Annotated in this window: 22 protein-coding genes; 6 read left to right on the top strand and 16 right to left on the bottom strand. The window is 63.7% G+C overall.

What is annotated here, in order from left to right; translation table 11 throughout:
- Window positions 1–6: 6 nt before the first annotated feature.
- Entirely contained in the window at window positions 7–1515 is a 1509-nt protein-coding gene (locus QU44_RS10645) for an acetyl-CoA hydrolase/transferase family protein (protein WP_033922126.1), read from the bottom strand.
- 374 nt (window positions 1516–1889) lie between these two features.
- Window positions 1890–2153: a DUF2171 domain-containing protein gene (locus QU44_RS10650; protein ID WP_033922150.1), complete on the bottom strand. Its 264-nt coding sequence runs from the start codon at window positions 2151–2153 to the stop codon at window positions 1890–1892.
- Window positions 2154–2206: 53 nt separating this feature from the next.
- Here QU44_RS10650 and QU44_RS10655 point away from each other — a divergent pair, with 53 nt between their 5' ends.
- The 4 genes from QU44_RS10655 to QU44_RS10670 all read left to right on the top strand — a co-directional run bounded on the left by QU44_RS10655 (window position 2207) and on the right by QU44_RS10670 (window position 4516).
- A complete protein-coding gene (locus tag QU44_RS10655) occupies window positions 2207–2407 on the top strand; it encodes a hypothetical protein (RefSeq protein ID WP_033922127.1) in 201 nt (66 codons plus the stop codon).
- 38 nt (window positions 2408–2445) lie between these two features.
- Window positions 2446–3498, top strand: coding sequence for a ribonucleotide-diphosphate reductase subunit beta (locus QU44_RS10660; protein ID WP_033922128.1), 1053 nt, complete (start codon window positions 2446–2448; stop codon window positions 3496–3498).
- Window positions 3499–3758: 260 nt separating this feature from the next.
- Window positions 3759–4181, top strand: a complete 423-nt coding sequence (locus QU44_RS10665; RefSeq protein WP_033922151.1) for a VOC family protein — start codon at window positions 3759–3761, stop codon at window positions 4179–4181.
- A gap of 29 nt (window positions 4182–4210) precedes the next feature.
- Window positions 4211–4516: a polyhydroxyalkanoic acid system family protein gene (locus tag QU44_RS10670; RefSeq protein WP_033922129.1), complete on the top strand. Its 306-nt coding sequence runs from the start codon at window positions 4211–4213 to the stop codon at window positions 4514–4516.
- 28 nt (window positions 4517–4544) lie between these two features.
- On the opposite strand, the gene QU44_RS10675 is transcribed toward QU44_RS10670, so the two are convergent.
- The 14 genes from QU44_RS10675 to QU44_RS10740 all read right to left on the bottom strand — a co-directional run bounded on the left by QU44_RS10675 (window position 4545) and on the right by QU44_RS10740 (window position 15047).
- The gene (locus QU44_RS10675; RefSeq protein WP_033922152.1) at window positions 4545–5885 is read right to left on the bottom strand and encodes a PQQ-dependent sugar dehydrogenase; all 1341 of its coding nucleotides are present in this window, start codon (window positions 5883–5885) and stop codon (window positions 4545–4547) included.
- Window positions 5886–5953: 68 nt separating this feature from the next.
- A complete protein-coding gene (locus QU44_RS10680; protein WP_033922130.1) occupies window positions 5954–6871 on the bottom strand; it encodes a hemolysin family protein in 918 nt (305 codons plus the stop codon).
- 9 nt (window positions 6872–6880) lie between these two features.
- Window positions 6881–7393 (bottom strand): rRNA maturation RNase YbeY, encoded by a 513-nt coding sequence (gene ybeY, locus QU44_RS10685; protein WP_033922131.1) that lies wholly within the window; start codon window positions 7391–7393, stop codon window positions 6881–6883.
- Window positions 7393–7788 (bottom strand): type II toxin-antitoxin system VapC family toxin, encoded by a 396-nt coding sequence (locus QU44_RS10690; protein WP_033922132.1) that lies wholly within the window; start codon window positions 7786–7788, stop codon window positions 7393–7395. The genes ybeY and QU44_RS10690 overlap by 1 nt, the downstream gene beginning before the upstream one ends.
- A complete protein-coding gene (locus tag QU44_RS10695) occupies window positions 7785–8051 on the bottom strand; it encodes a type II toxin-antitoxin system VapB family antitoxin (protein WP_033922133.1) in 267 nt (88 codons plus the stop codon). Before QU44_RS10695 ends, QU44_RS10690 begins: the two co-directional genes overlap by 4 nt.
- Window positions 8052–8098: 47 nt before the next feature.
- Window positions 8099–9097, bottom strand: coding sequence for a PhoH family protein (locus QU44_RS10700; RefSeq protein ID WP_033922134.1), 999 nt, complete (start codon window positions 9095–9097; stop codon window positions 8099–8101).
- A gap of 294 nt (window positions 9098–9391) precedes the next feature.
- Window positions 9392–10711, bottom strand: coding sequence for a tRNA (N6-isopentenyl adenosine(37)-C2)-methylthiotransferase MiaB (gene miaB, locus QU44_RS10705; protein ID WP_081987980.1), 1320 nt, complete (start codon window positions 10709–10711; stop codon window positions 9392–9394).
- Between the two features lie 79 nt (window positions 10712–10790).
- Complete coding sequence (locus QU44_RS10710; protein ID WP_033922136.1) at window positions 10791–11630, bottom strand: lysophospholipid acyltransferase family protein; 840 nt, start codon at window positions 11628–11630, stop codon at window positions 10791–10793.
- A gap of 7 nt (window positions 11631–11637) precedes the next feature.
- Entirely contained in the window at window positions 11638–12060 is a 423-nt protein-coding gene (locus tag QU44_RS10715) for a Fur family transcriptional regulator (protein WP_033922137.1), read from the bottom strand.
- A gap of 135 nt (window positions 12061–12195) precedes the next feature.
- On the bottom strand, window positions 12196–12612 hold the full coding sequence (locus QU44_RS10720) for a MucR family transcriptional regulator (protein ID WP_033922138.1): 417 nt from the start codon (window positions 12610–12612) through the stop codon (window positions 12196–12198).
- A 103-nt stretch (window positions 12613–12715) separates the two neighbouring features.
- Entirely contained in the window at window positions 12716–13189 is a 474-nt protein-coding gene (locus QU44_RS10725; RefSeq protein WP_331377455.1) for a GNAT family N-acetyltransferase, read from the bottom strand.
- A 5-nt stretch (window positions 13190–13194) separates the two neighbouring features.
- Window positions 13195–13833, bottom strand: coding sequence for a tRNA (adenosine(37)-N6)-threonylcarbamoyltransferase complex dimerization subunit type 1 TsaB (gene tsaB / locus QU44_RS10730; RefSeq protein WP_033922140.1), 639 nt, complete (start codon window positions 13831–13833; stop codon window positions 13195–13197).
- A gap of 20 nt (window positions 13834–13853) precedes the next feature.
- Window positions 13854–14447 carry a malonic semialdehyde reductase gene (locus QU44_RS10735; protein ID WP_033922153.1) on the bottom strand — a complete coding sequence of 198 codons (594 nt, stop codon included), beginning with the start codon at window positions 14445–14447 and terminating at the stop codon, window positions 13854–13856.
- Window positions 14448–14471: 24 nt separating this feature from the next.
- Window positions 14472–15047, bottom strand: a complete 576-nt coding sequence (locus QU44_RS10740; RefSeq protein WP_033922141.1) for a NifU family protein — start codon at window positions 15045–15047, stop codon at window positions 14472–14474.
- A gap of 195 nt (window positions 15048–15242) precedes the next feature.
- Here QU44_RS10740 and purB point away from each other — a divergent pair, with 195 nt between their 5' ends.
- Together purB and QU44_RS10750 are read left to right on the top strand one after the other, a co-directional pair.
- Window positions 15243–16586, top strand: a complete 1344-nt coding sequence (gene purB / locus QU44_RS10745) for an adenylosuccinate lyase (RefSeq protein WP_033922154.1) — start codon at window positions 15243–15245, stop codon at window positions 16584–16586.
- 126 nt (window positions 16587–16712) lie between these two features.
- Window positions 16713–17540, top strand: coding sequence for a hypothetical protein (locus tag QU44_RS10750; protein WP_156141092.1), 828 nt, complete (start codon window positions 16713–16715; stop codon window positions 17538–17540).
- Window positions 17541–17632: the final 92 nt, after the last annotated feature.

Below are 17632 nucleotides of genomic sequence, written 5' to 3' on the forward strand. Positions count from 1 at the left end.
CCGGGCTTACATCCGCATCGTTCCCGTCTCGATAAAGCGTTGGTGCCAGGAAAGCGCTTCGCCCGGCAGCGTCGGGGTCTGCTGGCCATAGGCACCCGATCGCGCGCGCTTGAAATAGTCCAGCAGCGCGGGCCGATAATCAGGATGCGCGCAATTCTCGATGATCACCGCCGCGCGCTGTTTGGGGCTGAGCCCGCGCAGATCGGCCAGCCCCTGTTCGGTCACCAGCACCTGCACGTCCTGGCTGATATGATCGACATGCGCCACCTGCGGCACGATCGCCGAAATCGCCCCGCGCTTGGCGGTCGAGGGGGTCATGAAGATCGAGACATAGGCGTTGCGCGCGAAATCGCCCGATCCGCCGATGCCGTTCTGGATTCGCGATCCCATGATGTGCGTCGAATTGACGTTGCCATAGATGTCGGCCTCGAGCAGCCCGTTCATCGCCAGGCAGCCCAGCCGCCGGATCAGCTCGGGATGGTTGCTGATCTCCTGCGGGCGCAGGATCATCCGGTCGCGATACGCCCCCAGATCGGCGTTGAGCCGCGCCGCCGCCTCGGGGCTCAGTGAAAAGGCGGTCGCCGATGCCATCCGCAGCTTTCCCGAATCGAGCAGGTCGAGCATCCCGTCCTGGATCACTTCGGTATACGACGTCATGTCGTCGAACGGTCCGGTGACCAACCCGCTCAGCACCGCATTGGCGATATTGCCCACCCCCGATTGCAGCGGCAGCAGCGATGCTGGCAATCGCCCGCGCGCCACTTCGTGTGCGAAGAACTCGATCAGATGCCCGGCAATCGCATGCGCGGCGGCATCAGGCGCGGCAAAGGGCAAATTGCGGTCGGGGGCTTCGGTCTCGACGATCGCAACGATCTTTCCAGAATCGACGCGGAAATAGGCCTCGCCGATCCGGTCGTCGGGGCGGATCAGCGGGATCGGCACGCGATGCGGCGGCAGCGCGGTGCCGTAATAAATGTCGTGCATCCCCTCCAACGCGGGGTTCTGCCAGCGATTGACCTCGAGGATGATCTGCCCGGCGCGGTCGAGCCAGGTCTTGTTGTTGCCGATCGACGATGACGGGATCAGCGAGCCGTCGGCGCGAATGCCCGAAATCTCGATCACCGCGGTGTCGAGCGGCCCCAGAAACCCCTGCCACGCCATCGGCGCGACCTGGCTGAGGTGCATGTCGAAATAGTCCATCTCGCCGCGATTGATCTTCTCGCGCGCGATCGGGTCCGAATTATAGGGTAGCCGAAATTCGATGCCATCCGCCTTGGCCAGCGCGCCGTCGAGTTCGGGGCCGGTCGATGCGCCGGTCCACACCCGGATCTGGAACGGATTGCCCCTGGCATGTTCGGCCTCGATCCGCGCCGCCAGCGCCAGCGGCACCGCCTTGGGATAGCCTGATCCGGTAAAGCCGCTCAGCCCGACGGTGCTGCCCGGCGCGATGAACTGGGCGGCGGCATCGGCGCTCATCACCCGGTCGCGCAAGGCTTGGCTGGCAATTCGATTCATGCGTTTTCCCCATAGTCTTTAGCGATCCGACGGTTGCCGCGGATCGCCGCAAGCCGCTGATGATCGACTTCCCCCGGCCTAGTACCGTATCTACCCGTTGTGGTGAAAACGTCTAAGGCCACAATCTGTGGTGGTCGAAGCGCGATTTTTCGCTGAGCCGCCGAAGTTTGCAGTGGCGAGTGGCAGCCATTTGGTTTAAGCATCATGACTCGCCACAAGGGCAAGGGGCAATGCGCGCCCGACCCCCCAGAGCATGGTTTTCACGCAAGGCGAAAGGGGTGTCGATGTTAGTAACAGCTACCCATACGCCTCGCCGATTCAGCACCGCACCCGCCGTCCAGCGGCGGGCGCAGCACTTGAACCGCAATCCCAAATCAATCGTCGGCGGCGTCGCCGGTTTCTTCTTCCTCGAAGCGAAGCACGTTCGCCGCAGTCGCGCTCAGGCGAACCGCGTCGCCCTCGATTTCGGCGACCAAACCGCCCGACAGATAATGGTGATGCCCCGCATGCGCGCCGTCACCCGAATCGCCCTTGGTCAACTTTATTCGATCACCTTCGACCCGGTCGACGGTGCCGACATGGACGCCGTCGGCGCCGATGACTTCCATATGCTCGCGAATGTTGCTCAGATCGGCCATGGTCATTCTCCTGTGGTGACCTCGGCAAAACGCACGTGCGGGCTTTTGGCCGCATGAGCCTGTCGATCGCGATCATGTATGCTGTCGCAAGCATCGCTGCGATTACCGGCCTGTCGCTGTTGCTGGCGCTTCGCCGCCCGTCGGGACCGGCGCGGGTCTATGTCTTTCGCATGTGCGGCATCATGGCGCTGGCGCTCGGTGTCGTCCTGGCGATGTCGGCCACCGCGCTGTGGCGAACCGAACAAGCTGCTTGAACCCTTTTTTGATATAACGCCTGAAGGACTGCCTCTCCATGTCACTCACCGAAGCCCGCAAGCAGTATAAGCCCTTCGAATACCCCTGGGCGTTCGATTTCTGGAAGCGCCAGCAGCAGCTCCACTGGCTGCCCGAGGAAGTGCCCTTGGGCGAGGATTGCCGCGATTGGGCGCAAAAGCTGTCCGATCACGAGCGCAACCTGCTGACCCAGATCTTCCGTTTCTTCACCCAGGCCGATGTCGAGGTGCAGGATTGCTATCACGAGAAGTACGGCAGCGTCTTCAAGCCGACCGAGATCAAGATGATGCTGACCGCGTTCAGCAACATGGAGACGGTCCACATCGCCGCCTACAGCCATTTGCTCGACACCATCGGCATGCCCGAGAGCGAATATGGCGCCTTCCTCGATTATGCCGAGATGAAGGACAAGCATGATTTCATGCAGAAGTTCACCGTCGACAATGACGAAGACATCGCGCGCACGCTGGCGATGTTCGGCGGCTTTACCGAGGGGGTTCAGCTATTCGCCTCGTTCGCGATGCTGATGAACTTCCCGCGCTTCAACAAGATGAAGGGCATGGGCCAGATCGTCACCTGGTCGATCCGCGACGAATCGCTGCATTGCGAAGGCATTATCAAGCTGTTCCACGCCTTCACCCAGGAGCGCGGCTGCCTGACGCGCGCGGTCAAGGACGACATCGCCGATGTCTGCCAGACCACGATCCGGCTAGAGGATGCGTTCATCGACCTCGCCTTCGAAATGGGGCCGGTCAACGGGATGACCGCCAAGGAGATCAAGAAGTATATCCGCTACATCGCCGATTGGCGGATGAACCAGCTCGGCCTCAAGCCGATCTACATGATCGACGAACATCCGCTGCCGTGGCTCGCGCCGCTGCTCAACGGCGTCGAGCATGCCAATTTCTTCGAAACCCGCTCGACCGAATATTCGAAGGGCGCGACCAAGGGCAATTGGAACGACGTCTGGGGCAGCTTCGACAAGCGCCAGTCGGCCAAGAAGGGCCTGACCGTCGCCAATGAGGATGAAGGCAGCGACATGTTCGCCAATGCCGGCGTCGCCGCGGAGTAACAGCGCCACCCGGCAGCAGATTTTCGTCCCCCGCGAGGGAACGGCTAGCGCGCTGCTTGGTTAATATATCGACGACCAGGGTCCCCCCGCTTCTGGTCGCAATACGAATCGTTGCACTACGGGTTGCGCGATTTTTGCAAAACTGTCTGCGTCGTTCCTCCCCCGGACGACGCCGATATTATGTCGGACGCATGCTAATTGGATGTACCGGTGATTTCCGGGCTGTCGCAATTGCCCCCGCTTGTGGCATCGCTATGGCCATGACCACGCTCCGCCCCTTCCACCTCGCCTTTCCCGTCCATGATCTTGCCGCCGCGCGCGCATTTTATCGCGGCGCACTTGGCTGTGCCGAGGGGCGGTCGAGCGATCACTGGATCGATTTCGATTTTGCCGGCCACCAGATCGTCGCGCATCTCTCGCCCGACGTGCGCGCCGCCGAAGTCACCAACCCGGTCGACGGCCATGACGTCCCCGTCCCGCATTTCGGCATCGTGCTGACGATGGCGGACTGGCAGGCGCTGGCCGATCGGGTGGCTGCGGCGGGCATCGCCTTTGGCATCGCGCCGCATATCCGCTTTCAGGGGCAGCCGGGCGAACAGGCGACGATGTTCTTTCGCGACCCCAGCGGCAACGCATTGGAGTTCAAGGCGTTTGCCAATGACGCCATGTTGTTCGCCCGCTAAGCGGTTTGCCCAGTAAAAGGCCCTGATTCATGCCCGAACCCGTCACCGTCGACATTCCCCATTCGCTCACCAACGCCGATGTCCGCGCCAAGATGGATGGCGGCATCACCAAGCTGGCAGGCATGTTCCCCGGTGGATCGGTGGTCGATCACCGCTGGGAAGACGATCAAACGATGCGCTTCACCGTTTCGGCGCTTGGCCAGCAAGTCGCCAGCCGGGTCGAACTGCTCGAAGGCCGGGTGCGCGCCACCATCGACCTGCCACCGATGCTGGCGCTGTTCGCCGACAAAATCCGCTCGAAACTGGCAAAGGACGGCCCCGGCCTGCTGAAATAGCGCCGCTGGGCCGCCTAGGCACGGCGGATCAGCGCTTGGCCGATTGCCCCGCCGGGCTTACCCGCCAGATCACATTGCCGACATCGTCCGCCACCAGCAGCGCGCCGGTGCGATCGCCGATCACCCCCACCGGGCGACCGCGCGCCTGATCGTGTTCATTGAGGAACCCGGTCAGCACATCGACCGGCTTGCTGCCCGCCACCGGATAGCCATTGGCCCCGAACGGCACGAACACGACCTTATATCCCGCCGGCGGCTCACGATTCCATGATCCGTGCTGGCCGATGAACGCGCCTTGCGCGAAACGCCGCCCAAGCTGCACTTCGTCGGCAAAGGCCAGCCCCAGCGATGCGGTATGCGCCCCCAGCGCATAATCGGGCCGCCTTGTATATTCGCGAAGGTCCGGCCGCCCCGGCGACACCCGCGTGTCGGTATAGCCGCCCCAATAGCTGTACGGCCAACCATAAAAGCCGCCGAATTCGACCTGCGTCAAATAATCGGGCGGCAGATCCGATCCCAGCATGTCGCGCTCGTTCACCACCGTCCACAGCGCCTCAGTCACCGGATTGATCGCCATCCCCACCGGGTTGCGAAGCCCGCCGGCCTGGATGCGGAAACTCTTGGTCTTGGGGTCGACCTCCAAGATCACCGCGCGGTTCTTCTCGGCTGCCAGACCGTTTTCGGCGATATTGCTGGCCGATCCGACCGAAACGAACAGCTTTTCGCCATCGGCACTCGCGATCACGTTGCGTGCCCAGTGATTGCCGCCGCCGGGCAGGTCGATCACCTTTTCCGGGGCCACGTCGATCTTGGTCTGCCCCATGCGGAAGGGGAAGCGCACCAGCGCGTCGGTATTGGCGACGTACAGCCAGTCGCCCTGCACCACCATGCCGAACGGCGAATTTAGCCCGGTAAGCAGCACCGAACGCTGCTCGGCCACGCCGTCGCGATCCGCATCGCGAAGCAGCGTGATCCGGTTGGCCGATGGCACCCCCGCTCCAGCGCTTCGCATCAGGAAGTTCATCACCGCGCCGGTAATGCCCCCGCCCTCGCGCGGCGGCGAATTGGTTTCGGCCACCAGCACATCGCCATTGTCGAGCCGAACCATCCAGCGCGGATGATCGAGCCCGCTGGCAAAGGCATTCACCGTCAGGCCAGCCGCCGGCACCGGCTTGCCGCCCTCCCAGCCGACCGGCTTGGCGATGCCGATCGTCGGGAAAGTCTGCTCGCGCGGCGCGCTGATCTGCGGCGCGGTGCCCATCACCGCATCGTTGGGCAGTTGCGCGACGTCGGGCCGCAGGAACAGGAACCACAGCCCAACGGCAAGGACGACCAGCACCCCAAGGGCGATCAGCAGTTTTTTACGCATCGCGTTCAAATAGGCGCAGGGCGAATAAGCGCCAAGCTGAAAAGTCCCGGCGCTATTCGTCCCTGGCGCTACTCGTCGTCGATCACCGCGCCCACCGGCGGATGCAGCCGCAGCTTGCTCACCCTGCGCGAATCGGCCTCGACGATCTCGAGCGTCCAGCCGCTGTCGTGGCGCAGGGTTTCGCCCGCCGCCGGCACATGCCCCGCCAGCACAAAGGCAAGCCCGCCCAGCGTCTCGATATCCTCCTCGACCTCGCCCAGCCGCGGGTCGATCAGCTTGGCGACTTCCTCCAGTTCGGCGCGCGCATCGGCTTCCCATGCGCCGCCCTCGATCGGCTCGAGCAGCGCGTGCGGCGCATCGTCATGCTCGTCCTCGATCTCGCCGACGATCTCCTCGATCAAATCCTCGATCGTGATCAGCCCCTCGGTGCCCGAATATTCATCGAGCACCACCGCCAGATGCGTGCGGCTCGACTGCATCTGCAGCAACAGGTCGATCGCCCCCATCGATTGCGGCACAAACAAGGGCTGGCGCAGCAGTTCGGCCAGCGTCGCGGGCGGCGCGGCGCCGGTTGCCAGAATGTTGAACACATCCTTGATATGCACCATCCCGATCACCTGATCGAGATGCTCGCGATACACCAGCAGCCGGCTATGCCCCTCGACCGCGAAACACTGGACCAGATCGGCAAAGGCGATCTTTTCCTCGACCGCGACGATGTCGGCACGCGGCACCCCGCAATCGCCGGCATCGCGCTCGCCGAAATGCAACAGGTTGCGCACCATCTGCCGCTCCACCGGCGACAGATCGCCCGAAATCGGCTTTTCGGCCTCATCCTCGTGCGCGGTTATGACTTCCTCGATCCGCTCGCGCAGCGTCTCGTGATTCTCGTCGCCGAACAGAAAGGCGCGCAGTCCGCGCCAAAGTCCGCTTGCGTCGCCACGACCGTCGCCGGTCGCGGCGCTGCTACTGGAACCTTCTTGCATGGTCGGTCTTCAATCCTCCGTGACGGGATAGGGGTCGTGCAAGCCGAGTTGGTCGAGTGCCAGGCGTTCGATCGCCTCCATCCCGTCCGCCTCGGCATCGTTTTGATGATCATAGCCTAGCAAATGCAGGCAGCCATGAACAATCAGATGCGTCGCATGATCGGCAACTGATATTTCGCGCTCCGCCGCCTCGGCAGCGCATACGCCATATGCCAGCACGATATCGCCCAGCAGCACTTCGCCATCGTCGCTATTCTGCGTGACGGTATCGAGCAGATCGGGCTGGATCATCGGGAAGGACAGCACGTTGGTCGGCTTGTCCTTCTCGCGATATTGCCGGTTGAGCATGTGGACCTCGTCGTCCGACGTCAGCCGAATCGCAATCTCGATCACCGCAGCCTCGCCCGCCCAATCCGCCTGCGGCGTCCGCGCGATGGCAGCGGCAATCGCCCGCTCGGCCAGCGCCTCCCAATCGGTATCGCTGCCCCAATCGGGCTCGGCATGCACCGCGACGTCAAGCATCAGGCGAGATCGGTCTGGGCAAAGTCATTCCCTTTATACAGCAGCCGCGCATCATTGGTCGTGGCACAGGCATAAGCGAAACAATCCCCCATGTTGAGGCGTGCCGGGTGCTGGCCCTTGCCATAGCGACTATAGGCATCGAGCGCGATGTCACCCTCATGCTTGCCGATATCTACGATCCGTACCCCTCGAGCGAGCAAGAAAGCATCGAGTTCGAAGCGCGCGCGATCGATGGTATAAGCATGCGATCGGCGCAACGCGGTCACCGCCTCCCAGCATGCTACCGGCGAAGTGATACGCTGGTCATGGGCATCAAGGCGGTCGGCTAGCAGCTCGAACCCCGGTTCCACCGCGATCATCGCGACCAATGCCGATGCGTCGATCAAGATCGTCATGCGTCCGGCACATCCTCCTCACCCGACAGCCAATCAAAGAAGGCCTTGTCGGCTTTCAGCCCGGTGGGCGGCGGCAGCGGATTGTCGCGGCGGAAATTCATGAGCCATTCGACCGTCGATTGCGGCACTTGCTCAGGCCCGAGTTCGGCTTCGACCTTTTGCAGCGCCGATCGCACGGCTTCGGTTTTGCTGATACCCATTCTAGCTGCGACACGCGCCGCCAACGCCGCAGTCTCGCCATCCTTGATGTACAACGAAGCCATTATCGCCTCCTGGGATATCCCGAATATAGCTCAGGATATCCCCACCATCAAGCCTCCTGCCCCTCATAGGCATCGACGATCCGCCCGACGATCGGGTGGCGCACCACATCGGCGCTGGTGAAGCGGACGATCGACAGGCCATCGACCCCTTCGAGCCGCCCGACCGCGTCGTTCAGTCCCGATGCGTTCATGCCACCGGGCAAATCGGTCTGGCGCGGATCGCCGCACACCACCATCCGGCTGTTCTGGCCAAAGCGCGTCAGGAACATCTTCATCTGCGCCGGCGTCGTATTCTGCGCTTCGTCCAGGATCACAAAGGCGTCGGCCAGCGTGCGCCCGCGCATGAAGGCGATCGGTGCGATCTCGATCTCGCCGCTCGCGATCCGCCGCTCAACCTGTTCGGCGGGCAGACAGTCGTTGAGCGCATCGTACAGGGGCCGCAGATACGGATCGACCTTGTCCTTCATGTCGCCGGGCAGGAACCCCAGTTTCTCGCCCGCCTCGACCGCAGGGCGCGACAGGATCAGCCGCTGGACACTGCCGCTGATCAATTGCGCCACGGCCTGCGCCACCGCGATATAGGTCTTGCCCGTCCCCGCCGGCCCCAGCGCGAAGATGATGTCGTTCGAGACGAGCTGGCTCATATAATAGGTTTGCGCGGCCGATCGCGGCACGATCGTCTTCTTGCGCGTCCGGATCATGATCGGCGGCGGGGCCGATGGATCGCGGCGAATGATGCCGTCGAGCGTCGGCTCGCTCGCCATCGCGATCACCGCATCGACCAGCCCGGGATCGACCGCCTCCCCCTGCAACAATCGCGCATGCAGCGACTGCAAGGCATCGCGCGCCAGCGCCACCGCCTCGGCACTCCCCTCCAGCACCACCCGATCACCGCGCGCGGTGATATACACCCCCAGCCGGTTTTCTAGCGCCACCAGATTGGTGTCATATTCGCCGAACAATTGCGGCAGCAATTCGGGCCGGTCGAACGTCAGCTCGATACGCGACTTGTCGCCCGCGCGGGCGGGGACTGGCTTACGGCTCATGCAATCCTTTCGGGGGTAGCAAAAACGGCTAAGTGGCGATGCGCGAACGCGATATCAACAAGCCGCGATCGCCGCGCATTCGGGCAGCACGAACCAGAAACGGCGTGAAGGAAAGGCTGCATCGCCGTCGGATCGTGACAGACCACGCCAGCCAAGAACAGGGGAAAGTTTCCCGCAAAGCCAAGCCGGTCCGCCCCATCGTCACCCCGGACCACCCCCATCGTCACCCCGGACTCGATCCGGGGTCCACGCAATCTCTTGGCAACGCGCCCCCAGCCTTCGGACGGACCAACCTCAGGCCGCCAGCCGAGCCCGCTCCTCCCCCGCCAGCGAATTGGGATCCGCCCGCACAATATCCACCTCGACCAGATCGCCCACCCCGGCATCGGTGATCAGATGCACCGATTGCAGCCAGGGCGACTTGCCGAGCATTTGCCCCGGCAGCTTGCCCTTGCGGTCAATCAGCACGCTGCACCGCGCGCCCAGTGTCGCGGCATTGAACGCCGCCTGGTCGCGATTGATCGCCGCCTGTAGCCGTTGCAACCGTTCGTCCATCACTTCGGCCGGCACCGCGCCTGCCATGTCTGCGGCGGGCGTCCCCGGACGCGGCGAATATTTGAAGCTGAACGCCTGGGCATAGCCCACCGCCTCGACCAGCTTGAGCGTCTCGGCGAACTCGGCCTCGGTTTCGCCGGGAAAGCCGACGATGAAATCGCCCGACAGCGCGATGTCGGGCCGCACCGCGCGCACCTTGTCGAGCAGCCGCAAATAGCCATCGGCGGTGTGCGCGCGGTTCATCGCCTTGAGTACCCGGTCGCTGCCGGCTTGCACCGGCAAATGCAGGAACGGCATCAGTTTCTCGATATCGCGATGCGCGTCGATCAACCCCTGTGTCATGTCGTTGGGGTGGCTGGTCATATAGCGGATCCGCGCCAGCCCCGGCAGCGCATCGAGCGCAGCGATCAGCAGCTCAAGGCCCCGCCCATCCGCATCGCGCCAGCCATTGACGTTCTGCCCCAGCAAGGTGATCTCGCGCGCCCCGGCATCGACCAGCGCGCGCGCCTCCTCGACAATCGCCGCGAAGGGCCGGCTCACCTCGGCCCCGCGCGTGTAGGGCACCACGCAATAGGTGCAGAATTTGTCGCAGCCTTCCTGCACCGTCAGGAACGCGCTCGGCCCCACCCGCCGCCGCGCCGGCAGCGCGCCGAACTTGCTGGCGATCGGCATGTCGGTGTCGAGCGCTGGCGTCCCCGCCGCCGCCTTGGCGACCAGCGCGGGCAAATTATGATAGGCTTGCGGCCCCACCACCACGTCGACCTTGGCACGGCGGACAATCTCGGCCCCTTCGGCCTGCGCGACGCATCCCGCCACCGCGATCATCGGCTCGCGCCCCAGCGCGCGCGCATCCTTTCGCAGCCGGCCAATGTCCGAATAGACCCGATCGGTCGCCTTTTCGCGAATGTGGCAGGTGTTGAGCACCACCAGATCGGCGGCGCTCGCATCGTCGGTCGCGGTCATCCCCTGCGCGGTCATCAGCTCGCCCATCCGCTCGCCGTCATAGACGTTCATCTGGCAGCCGAAGGATTTGACGTGGAAGGTGCGCGGGGAAGTCATGGGCGGGCCTGTAACAGCTATGGCGACGGAACGGGAGAGCCGTCCTTCTCCCGTCCTTTTCCAGGAAGGGGAGCGCGTTCTAGCCCGCCCCCAGCGCCTCATGCCCGGCGAACGGCCGCAGCGGTTCGCCCAGCACCCCCTCCAGCGCCCCGGTCAACAGGCGGCGGCTTTCGGCGGCGATCGCCTTGCGCCCCGCAATCGCGCTCGGGCAAAATGGCTCGAGGAAATGCACCCGCACCGGGAAGCTCCCCGCCCGGCTCAGCACCCGGATCGCATTGTCGCGCCCGCTTTCGGCACCAATCCACGCGATCTCCTCGCCAACCGCGCCGAAATCCATCAGCACCGGCTGCACCCGCACCCCTGGCGGCGGCGGTTCGAGCACCTTGAGCATCGGCGTCTTGAACGGCAGCAGCGATCGGCCATCGGTGGTCGTCCCTTCGGGAAACACCGTGATCGCCCAGTTTTCGGCAATCGCATCGCGCAACTGGTTGATCTGCGCGGCCACCCCCAGCCGGTCTTCGCGGCTGACGAACACCGTGTTGTTGAGCGTCGAGAGCCAGCCGACGATCGGCGCAGTGCCGATCTCGCGCTTGGCAACGAACGCCGATCCGCTGGTGCCGCCGATCGCCAATATGTCGATCCACGACACATGGTTCGATACGTAAAAGACGTTGTGCTTGAGCGGGGTGCCGACACGCGACACCCGCGCGCCGCTGATCCGCCCGACACTGCCAAGGAAAATGCGCGGCCAGGGCGAATGCAACCGAAACAGCCGCCACAGATAATGCAGCGGCACCGTCACCAGCGCCGCCAGCACCATCATCGCCACTCTCGACCACAGCCGCGTCCAGCCGATCAGGCTCACGCGCGGCGGACGCCCCGCCGCTGCTTCGCGCCGCGCGTCGATCAGCTCAACCACCGCAGCTTCAGCCGTTGCGCTCGAGCGAGACCCCGTACAATTCCATGCGGTGATCGACCAGCCGGAAGCCCAATCGCTCGGCAATCTGCTTTTGCAGCAGTTCGAGTTCGGGATCGACGAACTCGATCACGCGCCCGCTCTCGACGTCGATCAGATGGTCGTGATGCGCCTCGGGTGCCGGTTCATAACGCGCACGGCCATCGCCGAAATCATGGCGGTCTAGGATACCCGCCTCCTCGAACAGCCGCACCGTGCGATAGACGGTAGCGATCGAGATGCCGGGATCGATCGCCGAAGCGCGAAAATATACTTTTTCGACATCGGGATGGTCATCGGCTTCGGACAGCACCCGTGCGATCACGCGGCGTTGTTCGGTGATGCGCAGGCCCTTTTCGTGGCACAGGGCTTCGAGATCTATCTTGCGAGGCATGTCAGCGATGTAATCGCAACCGGGGCGGGAGGGAAGAGCGCGCAGGCCGCAAACGACTCGCAACGCAAAAGGCCCGGAGCATTTGCCCCGGGCCTTTCAAACCTTGCTCAGGCACGTAGGTGCCGGACGCAGCGGTCAGACGCGCTTGCGACGCTTGGTGCCCAGGCCGATCTTCTTGGCCAGCGTCCGGCGCTGCTCGGCGTAATTCGGCGCGACCATCGGATAGTCGGCAGCCAGGTTCCACTTGGCGCGGTACTGCTCGGGGGTCATCTGATAATGCGTCATCAGATGGCGCTTGAGCATTTTCAGCTTCTTGCCGTCTTCGAGGCAGACGATAAAGTCTGGCTTGATCGAAGCGCGCACCGAAACCGCAGGCTCCTGCTTCACTTCGGGCTCAACCACGGGGTCGCCCAATCCCGCCAGCGCGCCATGAACATTGGCAATCAGTGTGGGGATGTCCGACACTGCGACACTGTTGTTGCTGACGTGCGCGGCGACGATGTCGGCAGTCAAGGTGATCAGCGTTTCCTGCAATTCCATTTGCGTATCCATTTTCGTCCTTTGACCCAAGAAAAAGCGCCCGTTTCGGGTTCGCCGGTGCATCGAGCCCTATCGGATCCGACGACCAAAGCACAAGCATCAATCAACCTTAACGTCAATTATTATCGAAAGATCGAAGGAAACTATGCGCGTCATGGCTACGTCCATCATGCCCACGATAGTAATCGCGACGTTCGCCTACTTTAATAAAACCCTCACGAAGATAAAGATTTACCGCCGGATTGGTCGCGCGCACTTCGAGGTGAATCTTGCTCGCACCGCGCGTTTGCGCATCACGCATCGTTGCACGCAACAATCGTCCGCCAACGCCGCACCGGCGTAATTGGGGGGCAGTCGCCAGCAATAGTAATTCTGCTTCGTCCAACGTGATTCGCGCCAGCGAAAAGCCTGCGGGTACGCCGTCTATACTGGCCAGCGTCAGCCACACGCCAGGCAACGACAAGATGCCCAGGCACTGGCCAGCGGTCCATGCTTCGCCGAAAGCGGGATCGAATGCATCGGCCATCAGCGCGGCGATCAATCCCATATCGCCCGGCCCGCCAGGGCGAAGGTCGAGCGCGTTGAACACCGTGCTCACCGCGCGCGCGCCGCCCGCTCGGCGGCGGGAATGGCGTCGGGCGCGCGGCCATAGATCGGGGTCGGGGCAAGCTGGGTATGCTCGGCGGGCAGCCACCGTGCCGCCGCCGCCTCGGGCAGCGCCAGCGCATGCGGCAGGTCGGGCGCAAGCGCCATCAGCCGCCGCGCCCCATCGCCGATCACATAATGCCTCCCCACCGCCGCCAGCGCGGCTTCGGGGGTCAGCGACGCAAACGGCCCGATCGCGGCAAACGGCGTCGCGGCGAAGCATTGGACGAACACCTCGCCATGCCCGCCCTCCATCACCACCGCCAGCGTCTCGCGCGTGCGATCGGCGGCGAAACCGGCAGCGGCGATCACCGCCGGCGCGCTATACCCCGCAACCGGCACGCCCCAGCCCAGCCCCAGCCCGCGCGCGGCGGCGATGCCGACGCGGATGCCGGTAAAGCTGCCCGGCCCGCAATCGACCAGGATCGCGTCGATCGCGGTATCGCCCACCACCTCGCCGATCATCGGCACCAGCCGCTCGGCATGGCCGCGCCCGACCACCTCATGGCGCGACGCCAATACCGCGCCCGCCTCCAATAATGCGACCGAACAGGCGGCGGTTGCGGTTTCGATGACCAGGATGGGCAACAGTCGGGCCGATACTGCGATCAGGCGATGCGGTTGAAGACGTCGAATTCGGGCCGGGGGCTGCGGTCGAAGATCGACGAAGGATCGCCCTTGCCCAGCGTCGCGATGAAATTGACCTTCACCTTGGGCTGGTCGGCAAAGAATGCCGCATTCACCTTGTCGGCGTTGAAGCCAGACATCGGCCCGCTATCCCATCCCAGCGCCCGCGCCGCGATGATCAGATATGCCCCCTGCAACGATCCGTTGCGAAGCGCGCTCAGCTTGCGCGCTTCGGGATCGCCGGCAAACCACGCCTTGGCGTCGGTATGCGGGAACAGCCAGGGAAGCTGTTCGTGGAAATCCTCGTCCATGCCGATCACTACCGCAGCGGGGGCCTTGCGGATCTTGTCGGCATTGCCCTCGCTCGCGCAGCCCGCCAGCGTATCGCGCGATGCCTGGTCCAGGCACCACACAAAGCGCGAAGGCTGCTGGTTGGCCGAGGTCGGCCCCATCTTCACCAGGTCGTAAATCGCGCGGGCATCGCCTTGGGTAAACGGCGCGTCGGTAAAGCCGTTATAGGTGCGCGCAGCGCGAAAGATCGTATCCAGCGCTGCGTCGTCCAGCATTCCGGCCATCATATTTCCTTTGAACAGTTCTTTTCAGACCGCGCGCACTTCGGTCACTTCGGGAACATAATATTTGAGCAACTGCTCGATCCCGTTCTTGAGCGTTGCCGACGAGGATGGGCATCCCGAACAGGCACCCTGCATCTGCAGATACACCTTGCCCTCGCTGAAGCCGCGATAGACGATATCACCGCCGTCATTGGCCACCGCCGGGCGCACCCGCGTTTCGATCAGGTCACGGATTTGCGCGACGATGTCGGCATCCTCGGGATTGTCGCCGAAATCACCGCTGTCGGCGGGCACCGCGATGTCGCCGGCACTGCCCGCGCGGAACAGCGGCATGTCGCCGGCAAAATGATCGAGCAGGATCGCCAGCACATCGGGCTTCAGCCCCGGCCAATCGACGCCGGGTGCGGCGGTAACCGACACGAAGTCCGATCCGAAGAACACGCCCGTAACATCGCCCAGGTCGAACAGCGCCTGCGCCAGCGGCGATGCTTCGGCATCCTCGGGATCGGCGAAGTCGCGCGTGCCCGACGGCATCACCGTCCGCCCCGGCAAGAACTTCAGCGTGGCGGGATTGGGGGTGGTTTCGGTTTCGATCAACATGCATGGCATGTGGCGGGCGCAAGGGGCAGGATCAACCCCCGAAACGGCGCGAAGCTGCCCCTGAACAGGATCGTTTGGCAGGATCGGCTGGCCGGCGGCGCGTTTGCGCCCCCGCCGCCCCTTTGCTAGCGGACACCGCATCGCGATCCGGTCCGCCCGATGCCCGCCGCGACTCGCCATTCGAAAGGACATATCTTGGTTCCTCGCTACGCCCGCGCTGCCATGACCGACCTCTGGACGCCCGAGGCGCGCTTCCGCATCTGGTTCGAGATCGAGGCGCACGCGACCGACGCGCTCGCCGACCTCGGCGTCGTGCCGCGCGAAGCCGCGCAGGCGCTGTGGGACTGGTGGAACACCGCGCGCGCCGCATCTCCCGATGGCGAGGCACCGATCGACGTCGCCGCGATCGACGCGATCGAGGCGGTGACCAAGCACGACGTGATCGCCTTCCTCACCTGGGTCTCCGAACAGGTCGGCCCGCAGGCGCGCTACCTGCACCAGGGCATGACCTCGTCCGACGTGCTCGACACCTGCCTCGCGGTCCAGCTCGCGCGCGCCGCCGACCTGCTGATCGCCGATCTCGATGCGCTGCTCGCGGCGATCAAGACCCGCGCGCTCGAGCACAAGCTCACCCCGACGATCGGCCGCAGCCACGGCATCCACGCCGAACCCGTCACCTTCGGCCTCAAGCTCGCTCAGGCCTATGCCGAGTTCGCGCGTAATCGCGAACGGCTGGTCGCGGCGCGCGCCGACATCGCCACCTGCGCGATCTCGGGTGCGGTCGGCACCTTCGCCAATATCGACCCCGCGGTCGAAGCGCATGTCGCCGCCAAGATGGGCCTCAGCGTCGAGCCCGTTTCGACCCAGGTCATCCCGCGCGATCGGCACGCGATGTTCTTCGCGACGCTCGGCGTGATCGCCAGCTCGATCGAACGCCTCGCCACCGAAGTCCGCCACCTCCAGCGCACCGAAGTCCTAGAGGCCGAGGAATATTTCTCGCCCGGGCAGAAGGGCTCGTCGGCGATGCCGCACAAGCGCAACCCGGTGCTGACCGAAAACCTCACCGGCCTAGCGCGCATGGTCCGCGGCTACGTCACCCCCGCGCTCGAAAATGTGGCGCTGTGGCACGAGCGCGACATCAGCCATTCGTCGGTCGAGCGCTATATCGGCCCCGATGCGACGATCACGCTCGATTTCGCACTCGCGCGCCTCACCGGGGTGATCGAGAAGCTCGTCGTATACCCGGTGCGGATGCAGAAGAATCTCGATCGCATGGGCGGCCTCGTCCATTCGCAGCGCGTGCTGCTCGCGCTCACCCAGGCAGGCGTCAGCCGCGAGGATTCCTACCGCCTCGTCCAGCGCAACGCGATGAAGGTATGGGAAAGCGACGGCGAATTGTCGCTGCTCGAACTGCTCAAGGCCGATCCCGAAGTCACCGCCGCGCTGCCGGTCGAGGAGATCGAAGCCAAGTTCGACCTCGGCTATCATTTCAAGCACGTCGACACGATCTTCGCGCGGGTGTTCGGTACCACGGGCTAGGTCGTAGAGCCATCGATGCGGCCGGTCGGCTTCCGACCCAATTGTGGAGGTTACACATGCTCGCTGTTTGGCTTGAAAGCGGACAGTCGACGCGACATACCTAAGGTTTTGAAAGGGGATCGGATTTTGTTTCTTATCGGCGCGACGCTTTTTGCGCCGTTGGCGGCATACGCGCAAACTTCGGCCGTCGGCGACGAGGTAGTGGTCCAGAAGAGCTACGAGACGTCCAGCGAGATGAGCGATGGTTCTTCGTCCGGAAGCTCCAGCGGCCACGACAGTCTGTTAGAGCGCGTCGTCGCAATACGGGATGATGGCAGGGAGCTAATCTACGATTTGCCCAAGAGCGCGACAAAGGAGGATCGGGCAAGGAACTGGCAATTTCCAGCTCACGTCTTTCAGCCAAATCGCGGTACGGTAATGCTCCTGAATCGGGGCGATTTGGAAGCGCGCCTCGTTGCTTGGTTAAAGTCAGCCGGGTGGGACCGATCGGTTTGTGGGCGATGGATTTTTACTTGGAACGCGTTTCGTATCGAATGCGAACCTGAATCAGTCATTGATACCATCAACGCGTTCGATCTGCGTGTAAGTGAGCTCCGCGAGGGGGCACTTTACTCGGATAACAATGCGGCCGCGCCTGGAAGGCTGGTCCGAAAGGCATCAGAGGCAGGAGTTGTTACGTTCACGGTTGAGTTGCAGGTAAACCCCGATGTCGTGCATCGCGCCCGAGCAGAATCGGACGTCGTCGTTGGGGAGATAACGAAGAAGTCCGTCTTGCTTGAGGTTGCACTTCTGGAGCGCCGCAAAGAACATGTTTCTGGAACCGTGTCTGTGACCTTCGAAATGGACGATGCCGGTAGCGTTAAACGGCGCGTCCGAGTCATTCGGCTCAAGACCAAGCGACCGGACGGTTCGACCGAGACGGAGACCAAGACCGACACGCTCGAGCGGCTCTGACACCTGTGAGGTGTCAGCGTCTGCTCATAAGCTGTTCTCGCAAAACCGGCCTGTCAGGAAACCTGAAGAGTTTCGGGCGCCGGCAGGCGTAC

It is taken from the genome of Sphingomonas sp. 37zxx, from assembly GCF_000786205.1.
Classification (GTDB): domain Bacteria; phylum Pseudomonadota; class Alphaproteobacteria; order Sphingomonadales; family Sphingomonadaceae; genus Sphingomonas.